1 protein-coding gene and 2 pseudogenes are annotated in these 10040 nt (G+C 74.1%); all 3 read right to left on the minus strand.

The features are described 5' to 3' along the window. Positions 1-46 precede the first annotated feature (46 nt). A pseudogene (locus ACFVS9_RS08700) lies at positions 47-8965 on the minus strand (type I polyketide synthase); the annotation flags it as partial. A 48-nt stretch (positions 8966-9013) separates the two neighbouring features. Then, positions 9014-9589, minus strand: a complete 576-nt coding sequence (locus ACFVS9_RS08705; protein ID WP_389931083.1) for a phosphopantetheine-binding protein — start codon at positions 9587-9589, stop codon at positions 9014-9016. 201 nt (positions 9590-9790) lie between these two features. Beyond that, positions 9791-10033, minus strand: a pseudogene (locus tag ACFVS9_RS08710) (ketoreductase domain-containing protein); the annotation flags it as partial. Positions 10034-10040: the final 7 nt, after the last annotated feature.

The following is a 10040-nucleotide window of genomic DNA, read 5'->3' on the forward strand; positions in this document are numbered from 1 at the left end:
TCGCAACTGGAGTGGCGGATGACCGGCGTGGTGCGACGGGGAGGGGTCAGAGCCCCTGGTCGGTGAGCCATCCTTCGATGGCGTCGGTGGTCACGGCGATGTTGTCCTCCATGATCGTGAAGTGGTCGCCCGGCGTGGTGGCGAGCGTGTGCGGGAAGGGCCAGGAGGGCTGCCAGCCGCCCTCGGCGGGACCGTCGCCGTCAGGGCCTTCGGCCTGGTGGGGCAGGGGGTCGGCGGCGCGCAGGAAGAGGGTCGGGCTCTTCACCGGCGCGATCTCGCACTCGGCCATGAGCGTGTGGTAGCGCCCCATGGCGGTCAGCCGTACGCCGCTCAACGCGTCGGGGCCGAGGAGGTGTTCGCGTGCGAACAGACCGTCCATCATCGCGTTGGTCGTCTTCCGCGAGAACCGGTCGCCCGCCTGGAAGGTGTCGATCAGCACGACCCCGGCCGGGGCGAGTCCCGCTTCCTCCGCCCGCATCGCCATGGCGTGCGCGATCAGCCCGCCCGCCGAGTGTCCGAGGAGGACGAAGGGCTCCGTTCCGACGAAGGCGCGCAGGGAGGCTATCCGCTGCTCGATGAAGCTCTCGAAGGAATCGGGTACCAACTGCCCCTCCGAGTAACCGGGGTTGGTCAGTACGACGACCTCCCGCCGGCCCTGTACCCGTTGCGAGAGCTTGGCGTACTGCACCGGGCCCGCGGTGGCGGTGATCGCGGGCAGGCAGACCAGGGCCGTCAGGCTGCCGTCCCCCCGCGACAGCCGCACCGGGGGCTGGACGTGCCCGGCGGCGTCGGCCCTGGTGAAGGAGGGCCGGATCCGCGCCGCCGCCTGGACGAGGTCCATCCCGGCGGACCCCGCCTCGCCCAGGGCGTACGACTCGCGGTAGAGCGCCTCGATGCTGTCGAAGGGGGACCCGGGGCCCGAGGGGGTCCGGGCGGTGTCCGCCGCCCCGTCGCCGACGAGTTCGGCCAGCCGGGCCGCGAGCCGGGTCGTGGTCGGGTGGTCGAACATCGCCGTCGCTCCGAGGTCCACCTTCAGCAGCGCTTCGAGCCGGTCGCGCAGGATGAGGCCCGCCAGGGAATCGACGCCGAGGTGGAGGAATTCGATGTCCAGGGCGATGTCCGCGGTGTCCTGGTGGTTCAGCACGGCGGCGACCTCGGTCCTGATGACCTCCTCCAGCAGCCGGCGCCGCTTGTCCGGTGCGGCCTCCCGCACCCGGCCGAGGACGTCCTCCGCCGGCTCGGCACGCGCCGGCCCGGGTCCGGCGGCCTGCGGGGCCCGGCCGTCGCCGGAGACCGCGGGAGCGTCCAGCCAGTAGCGCCTGTGCTGGAAGGCGTACGTCGGCAGGTCGACCGCCTGTCCCGAAGGGGGCACCAGGGACGGCCAGTCCACGTCCACCCCGCCCGACCAGAGCGCCGCGGCCGACCGGACCAACGCGGTGCGCCCGTCCCGGTCGCGCGTCAGGGATCCGACCACGACCGCCTCGCGCCCCGCGGCGGTCGCCGCGTCCTCGACCGCGGCCGTGGTCACGGGGTGCGGGCTCACCTCGACGAAGGTGTCCACACCGTCCCGGAGCAGCAGGTCCACCACCTCGGCGAGGGGTGCGGGCCCTTCCTCGCCGGCCCGCTCGGCCGAGGAGGCCGCGTGCACGGGGATCACGCCGTCGCGGGGAACGTCCCGCGCCCCGGCGGGCGCCGACACGAGCGCCGCCCCCTCCTCCAGTGACAGCGCACCGGCCGCGCAGGCCGCGGCGATCTCTCCCCCGTCGACACCGATCACGGCGGCGGCGTCCACACCGACCGACCGCCACAGCGCGGCCAGCGCGACCGTGACGGCCCAGAGCACCGGCCGGGCCGTCTCCGGGTCCTCCTGCGCGGCCGGCCGGCCGCGCAGGACGTCGAGCAGGTCCCATCCGGTGTGAGGGGCCAGGGCCTCCCCGCACCGGGCCAGGGACTCGGCGAAGGCCGGGGAGGCGTCGAGCAGGCCGGTCACCGTGCCCGCCGGGGCCGGCTGCCCGCCCGGGAAGACGAACGCGACCTTCGCACCGGGCCGCGCCACTCCGCGCACCACGTCCGCCGCGCCGCCGGGCTCCGTCCCCACGAGGGCGGCGAGCCCCTCGGCGAATCCGGCGCGGTCGGCGGCGAGCACCACCGCACGGTGGTTGAACACCGTACGGGAGCCCGCCAGCGCTCCGGCGATGCCGTCGTCCGGAGCCCCGGCGCCGGCCGGGCCGAGGGTGAACTCCCTCAGCCGTTCGGCCTGGGCGCGCAGGGCGGCCGCCGACTTGGCCGACAGGACCCAGGGGCGGGCGCCGCCGGTGATGACGGGTCCGGCGGCCGGTCCGGCGGCCGGGGTCTCCTCGGGAGCCTGTTCCAGGATCACGTGGGCGTTGGTACCGCTGATCCCGAACGACGACACGGCCGCGCGGCGCGGCCTGTCGGTCCGCGGCCAGTCCCGCGCCTCGGTGGCCAGCTCAACGGCGCCCGCCGACCAGTCGACGTGCGGGCTCGGCTCGTCGACGTGCAGGGTGGCGGGCACCGTGCCGTGCCGCATCGCCATGACCATCTTGATGATGCCGGCCACCCCCGCGGCCGCCTGGGTGTGCCCGAGGTTCGACTTCACCGACCCCAGCAGGACCGGGCGTTCCCGCGCCCGGTCCTGCCCGTAGGTCGCGAGCAGCGCCTGCGCCTCGATCGGGTCACCGAGCGTCGTGCCGGTGCCGTGCGCCTCCACCACGTCCACGTCGGCCGCGGCCAGTCCGGCGTTCGCGAGCGCCTGGCGGATGACCCGCTGCTGGGACGGGCCGTTCGGCGCGGTCATGCCGTTGGACGCGCCGTCCTGGTTGACCGCCGTACCGCGTACGACGGCGAGGACGCGGTGGCCGTTGCGGCGCGCGTCGGACAGCCGCTCCACCAGCAGGACGCCGACGCCCTCGCTCCAGGCCGTGCCGTCCGCCGCGCCGGCGAAGGGCTTGCACCGGCCGTCGGGGGCCAGTCCCCGCTGCATGGTGAACTCGGTGAAGGCGGCGGGTGTGGAGACGACGGCGACCCCGCTCGCGAGGGCGAGATCGCAGGATCCGCGCTGTAGCGCCGTCACGGCCATGTCCAGCGCGACGAGCGACGAGGAGCAGGCCGTGTCGACCGTCACCGCAGGTCCTTCGAAGCCGAAGGTGTAGGCCACCCGGCCCGATGCCACACTGCCCGCGTTGCCGTTGCTCAGATAGCCGGCGACCTCGTCGGGGACCGACTGCAACCGGGCCACGTAGTCGTGGTGCATCAGGCCCGAGAACACGCCCGTCCGGCTGCCCCGCAGTCCCGTCGCGTCGAGGCCGGCCCGCTCCAGCACCTCCCAGGACAGCTCCAGCAGCAGCCGGTGCTGCGGATCCATCGCCACGGCCTCGCGCGGTCCGACGCCGAAGAATCCCGCGTCGAAATCGGCCGCCCCGTAGAGGAACCCGCTCTCGCGCACGTAGGTCGTGCCCGGGGCCGTGCCGTCGGGATCGTAGAGCGCCTCCAGGTCCCAGCCTCGGTCGGCGGGGAATCCGGCGATGCCCTCGCGGCTGTCGGCCAGCAGGTCCCACAGGTCCTCGGGGGAGCTCACGTCTCCCGGGTAGCGGCAGCTCATCCCGATGATCGCGATGGGCTCGTCGTCCGTCACGGCCTGGCGCCGGGCCCGCTCCTCCGTCTCCTGCCCGCCGACCAGGACCGAGCCGAGGAACCCGGCCAGTGCCTGTGGGCTCGGGTAGTCGAAGACGAGGGTCGTGGGCAGCCGGACCCCGGTGACCGCGGTCAGCTGGTTGCGCAGTTCGACCGCCGTCAGGGAGTCGAACCCGAGCGTGGCGAAGGGCTGTTCGGTTCCGATGCCGGTGGCGGTGGCGTGGCCCAGCACGGCGGCGACGTGTTCGCGCACCAGGTCCACCAGTGCGGCGGACCGTTCGGCCGGCGTCAGCCCCGTCAGCCGGTCCTGCCATCCCCGCTCGGCCGGGCCCGGTGTGCCGGCGGCGGAGGCCTTGCGCCGGGGCGCCGTGACCAGCCCGCGCAGCAGGGCGGGCGGGTCGCTCCGGCCGCGCAGGTCCAGGCGTACGGGCAGGACGACCGGCTCGGGCACCCGGGTCGCGGCGTCGTACAGTGCCAGTCCCTCGTCCTCGGAGAACGCGCGCAGCCCGCTGCGGGTGATGCGGCCGAGGTCGGTCTCGCTCAGGGTGCCGGTCATCGCGCTGCGTTCGGCCCACAGGCCCCATGCCAGCGACTGTGCGGGCAGGCCCTCGGCGTGGCGGTGGCGGGCCAGGGCGTCGAGGAAGGTGTTGGCGGCGGCGTAGTTGGCCTGCCCCGGGGAGCCGAAGGTCCCGGCGGCGGAGGAGAACATCACGAACAGGTCGAGGTCCAGGCCCCGGGTCAGTTCGTGCAGGTGCCAGGCGGCGTCGGCCTTCGGCCGGAAGACCTCCGCGAGGCGTTCCGGTGTCAGCGACGTGATCACGCCGTCGTCCAGGACTCCGGCGGCGTGCACCACGCCGCCGAGGGCGGGTATGCCCGCCAGCAGTTCGGCGACGGCCTCCCTGTCGCCGACGTCGCAGGCCACCAGCCGCACCGTGGCGCCGAGGTCCCGCAGCCGTGCGGCCTGGGCGGCGGCGTCGGCCGATTCGGGGCCACGCCGTCCGGCCAGCACCAGATCGGTGACTCCGTGGGCGGTGACCAGGTGCCGGGCGACGGCGGAGCCGATGACCCCGGTGCCTCCGGTGACCAGTACGGTGCCGGGGGCCGGCCGGGGGGCGGGAGTGTCCTCGGCGGGCACGGAGCCACGGACGAGCCGGGGCACGAACACCGTGTCGCCGCGGACCGCGATCTCGGCCTCGCCCTCGGCGAGCGCCGCGCGCAGCAGACCCGCGGGCACCGCGTCGGCGTCGGTGTCGAGCAGCGCGAACCGGTCGGGGTGCTCCGAGCACGCCGAGCGCACCAGTCCGTGGATCGCGGCCTGCGCCGGATCGATGCCGTCCCCGGCGGCCACCTGGGCGCCGCCCCGGGTGGTCACGACCAGCCGCGCACCGGGAGCACCGTCGTGCGCGAGCCATTCCCGTACCCGTTCCAGCACGGTGGTCACCCCGGCCAGGGCCTGCTCCGGGACGGGACGGCCTGAGCCGGCCGGGATCGCGCCGTCCAGCAGCACGATGTCCCCCTCCTCCACCGGAAGCTCCCCGGCGGCCACGCCGTCGGCCCACACCAGCGGCGGTTCCCCGGCCGGGGTGCCGTCGCGCTCCCACCGCTCCCAGCGCTGGGTGAACAGCGACTCCGCCACCACCGGCCGCGCCGACCCGACCTGGGCCGTCGATGCCGGGCGCAGCACCAGTTCGTCGATCCCCAGGACGGGGGCGCCGGTCTCGTCGGCGATCCTGACCCGGACGGCCGCCGTGCCGGTGGCCGACAGGCGGACCCGGACGGAGCGGGCGCCGCCCGCCCACAGCCGCACCCCGGTCCAGGTGAAGGGCAGCCGCGCGGCGTCGCCGTCGTCGAGCACACCGAGCCCGACCGTGTGCAGCGCGGCGTCCAGCAGGGCCGGGTGGACACCGAACGCGTCGGCCGTCGCGCCGTCGGGCAGGGTCACCTCGGCGAAGACGTCGTCACCGCGGCGCCAGGCGGCGCGAAGGCCCTGGAACGTGGGGCCGTAGGCGTAGGACTGCCGGGCCAGCGCCGGGTAGAAGTCCTCGATGTCGATGGGGGTGGCGTCGCGCGGGGGCCAGAGCGCCCCCGTCACCGCGCCGTATTCGGTGACGTTCGGGCCGTGGGGCAGTGCCTCGACCACGGCGCGTGCGTGGCGGGTCCAGTCCACCGGGGCGGGCCCTGTGCCGTCGGCGGCGGGTTCGGGGCGCGAGTGGATGGTCAGCGACCGGCATCCGTCGGCGTCGGCCTGTTCCACGACGACCTGGATCTGGGTGGCGCCTCCCGGGTCGAGCACCAGCGGGGTCTCCAGCGTGAGGTCCGCCAGTTGTCCGAGGCCCACGTCCTGTCCGGCGCGCAGGGCGAGCTCCACGAAGGCCGTCCCCGGTAACAGCACCGCGCCCAGTACCGCGTGGTCGGCGAGCCATGGGTGCGTGGTGAGGGAGAGCCGCCCGGTGAGTACGAGGGTGTCGCCCTCCGCCACGCTGACCGCGGCGCCCAGCAGGGGGTGTTCGATGCCGGTGAGGCCGGCCGCCGTCACGTCGCCGGCCGGGGCGTGCGACGGCGGCCGGGGCCAGAAGCGCTGCCGTTCGAAGGCGTAGGTGGGCAGATCGGGCCGGCCCGGGGAGGACGGGAGCACGGAGGCCCAGTCCACCTCGATCCCCCGGGTCCACAAGGTGCTCACGGCCCGCAGCAGACTCGCGACCTGGGGCCGTTCCCGGTGGGCGACCGAGGTCACGGCCGGCTGCCCGTCGCTCAGGCTGTCCTCGATCTGCCGGGTGAGCACCGCGTGCGGACCCAGTTCGAGGAAGGTGTCGACGCGGCCCTCCAGGGACCTGACGGCGTCCTGGAACCGGACCGCCTGGCGGGCGTGGCGTACCCAGTAGTCCGACGAGGTCAGCTCCGACGGGTCCACCGCGCCGCCGGTGACCGTGGACACCATGGGGATCACCGGCGGCGTCCAGGTCAGCCCGTCGAGGACGGCGCGGAACCGGTCGAGCATCGGCTCCATCAGGGGTGAGTGGAAGGCGTGGCTGACCTGGAGCCCGCGGTTGCGGCACCCGGCGGCGCCGGCGGCCTCGGCGACGCCGCGCACGGCAGCGGCCTCGCCGGAGACGACCACGGCCGACGGGCCGTTGACCGCCGCGATGGACACGGCTCCGCCGGGACCGCTCCGCAGCCACTCCTCGACCTGGGCCTCCGTGGCGTCCACGGCCAGCATCGCTCCGCCGTCAGGCAGTTCCTGCATGAGCCTGCCACGGGCGACGGTCAGTGTCACGGCGTCGGCGAGCGACAGTGCCCCGGCCACGTGGGCCGCGGCGATCTCCCCGATGGAGTGGCCCATCACGACGTCGGGGCGCACCCCCCACGCCTCCAGGGTGCGGAACAGCGCGACCTCGATCGCGAACATGGCGATCTGGGTGTACTCGGTCCGGTCGAGCAGGCTCGCGTGGGCCGAGGACTCCGGGGCGAACACCACGTCCGCCAGCGGCACTCCGAGCCCACCGTCCGCCTCCGCGCACACCGCGTCGAACGCCGCCGCGAAGACGGGGAGCCGGTCGTACCACTGCCGGCCCATGCCCGCCCACTGGGCGCCCTGGCCCGCGAACACGAAGGCCACCTTGGCCCCGGGGCGTACCGCCGCGGACACGGTGTGCCGTCCGGTGGCCGCCGGCCCGTCCTGGACCGCCAGCCTGCCCAGCAGTTCACCGAACCCGGCGAGGTCCTCGCCGAGTACCACCGCGCGGTGCTCGAACGCGGCCCGTGAGGTGGCGAGTTCCACGGCCACCGCGTCGGCGGCGGGGGCCGCGGCACCGGTCCCCCCGGCCGCGTAGTCGCGCAGTCGTTCGGCCTGGCCGCGCAGGGCGCCGGGCGTCTTGGCGGAGAGCACCCAGGGCAGGACCCCGCCCGCCACCACCGGTTCGTCGTACGCCTCTTCGTCCGGGGCCTGTTCCAGGATGACGTGGGCGTTGGTGCCGCTGATCCCGAAGGACGACACCGCCGCGCGACGCGGCCTCTCCGCCGTCCCCGGCCAGTCACGCGCCTCGGTCGCCAGCTCGACGGCACCGGCCGACCAGTCGATGTGCGGGCTCGGCTCGTCCACGTGCAGGGTCGGGGGCACCACTGCGTGCCGCAGCGCCAGGACCATCTTGATCACACCGGCCACACCGGCGGCCGCCTGGGTGTGCCCGATGTTCGACTTCACCGAGCCCAGGAGCACGGGCCGGTCCTCCGGACGCCCCTGCCCGTAGGTGGCGAGCAGCGCCTGCGCCTCGATCGGGTCACCCAGCGACGTCCCCGTGCCGTGCGCCTCGACCACGTCCACATCGGACGGCGAGACGCCGGCGCTCGCCAGCGCGTCGTTGATGACGCGCTGCTGGGAGGGGCCGTTGGGTGCGGTGAGCCCGTTGGACGCGCCGTCCTGGTTCACCGCCGAGCCCCGGACGACGGCGAGGACGCGGTGACCGTTGCGGCGCGCGTCGGACAGCCGCTCCACCAGCAGGACGCCGACGCCCTCGCCCCAGGCCGTACCGTCCGCCGAGGCCGCGAACGCCTTGCAGCGCCCGTCGGCCGCCAGTCCGCGCTGCTTGCCGAACTCGGCGAACACACCGGGCGTCGACATCACGGTCACCCCGCTCACCACCGCGAGCGGGCAGTCACCGGACCTGAGGGCCTGGGCCGCCAGGTGCAGCGCGACGAGGGACGACGAGCACGCCGTGTCGACGGTGACCGCGGGCCCCTCGAAGCCGTAGGTGAACGCGACACGGCCCGAGACCACGCTCGCCGCGGTGCCGGTCAGCACGTATCCGTGCGACTCGTGCCGGGAGTGGTTGAGCAGGGCCCCGTAGTCGGCGCCGTTCACACCGACGAACACTCCGGTACGGCTGCCCTGCAACGTCGTCGGGTCGATGCCCGCGCGTTCGAACGCTTCCCAGGAGGCCTCCAGCAGCACGCGCTGCTGCGGGTCCATCTCCATGGCCTCGCGCGGGGAGATGCCGAAGAAGCCGGCGTCGAAGTCCGCGGCCGAGTCGATGAACCCGCCCTGCCTGCGGGGTTCCGCCTCCTCCGGGTCCGGTTCGGCGCCCGGCAGCCAGCCGCGGTCGTCCGGATAGTCGCCCATCGCGTCGCCGCCGTCGCGGACGAAGTCCCAGAACGCTTCCGGGGTGCCCGCGTGGCCGGGGAACCTGCAGCTCATCCCCACGATGGCCACCGGCTCGCGCTGTGCGTCCTCCAGGTCCCGGACACGCTGCCTGGTCCGTTTCAGGTCTGCCGTCACCTTTTTCAGGTATTCAACGACCTGCACCTTGTCAGCCATGCTCAGAACCCTTCTTGTAGTAGCACGCACACGTGGCCGCGGCGGCCATCAGCTGAGGCCGAGTTCGTCGTCGATGTAGCGGAGGACTTCGTCGTCGGTCGCCGAGTCGAGCATGTCGTCGCCGTCGGGCGCGCCGCCGACGGCGACGGCCTTCGACCGGTCCCGCCAGCGCACCAGCAGGGTTTCCAGCCGGGCCGTGACCTTGCCGGCCTCGGCCTCGGGCCACTCCTCGGCGAGCATCGCCTCCAGTCGGTCGAGTGTGTCCGCGCCGCGCTGCGACGGGTCCGACTCGGGCAGGAGCAGCCCGAGGAGGTGGCCGGTGAGCAGGACGGGTGTCGGGTAGTCGAAGACGAGTGAGGCGGGCAGCCGGCTGCCGACGAGGCCGGCGAGCCGGTTGCGCAGTTCGACCGCGGTGAGTGAGTCGAAGCCGAGCGAGGCGAAGGACTGCGTGGGGGCGATTCCCGTCACCCCGCCGTACTGCAGGACGGCCGCGACGTTCTCCCGGACCACGTCGAGCAGGATGCCCTCACGCTCCTCTGCCGGGAGCGCGAGCAGCCGGTCGCGCAGTGAACCGGCGTCCGCCGTGGTGGTGCGGCGTGGGGGTTTGCGTACCAGCCCCCGCAACAGAGCCGGAACCTCCCCACCCTCACGCAACCCCACCAGATCCAACCCGACCGGCACCGAATGCCCCACACCCGAAGCCAACGCCCGATCGAACAACGCCAACCCCTCCCCCGTACTCAACGCACGCACACCACCACGACTCAACCGACCACGCCCCACCTCACCCAACGACGCCGTCAGCCCACTCGTCTCCTCCCACAACCCCCACGACAACGCATGCCCCGGCAACCCAGCCGCCCGCCGCTCCCCCACCAACGCATCCACAAACGCATTCGCCGCCGCATAATTCGCCTGCCCCGGAGTACCGAACACCCCAGCCGCCGACGAAAACACCACAAACAACTCCAACCCCAAACCCCGCGTCAACTCATGCAAATACCACGCCCCATCCGCCTTCGGCCGCAACACCCCCTCAAACCGCTCCACCGTCAACGACGTCACCACACCGTCA

The sequence above is a fragment of the Streptomyces sp. NPDC058008 genome, from assembly GCF_042886395.1.
In the GTDB taxonomy this organism is placed as follows: domain Bacteria; phylum Actinomycetota; class Actinomycetes; order Streptomycetales; family Streptomycetaceae; genus Streptomyces.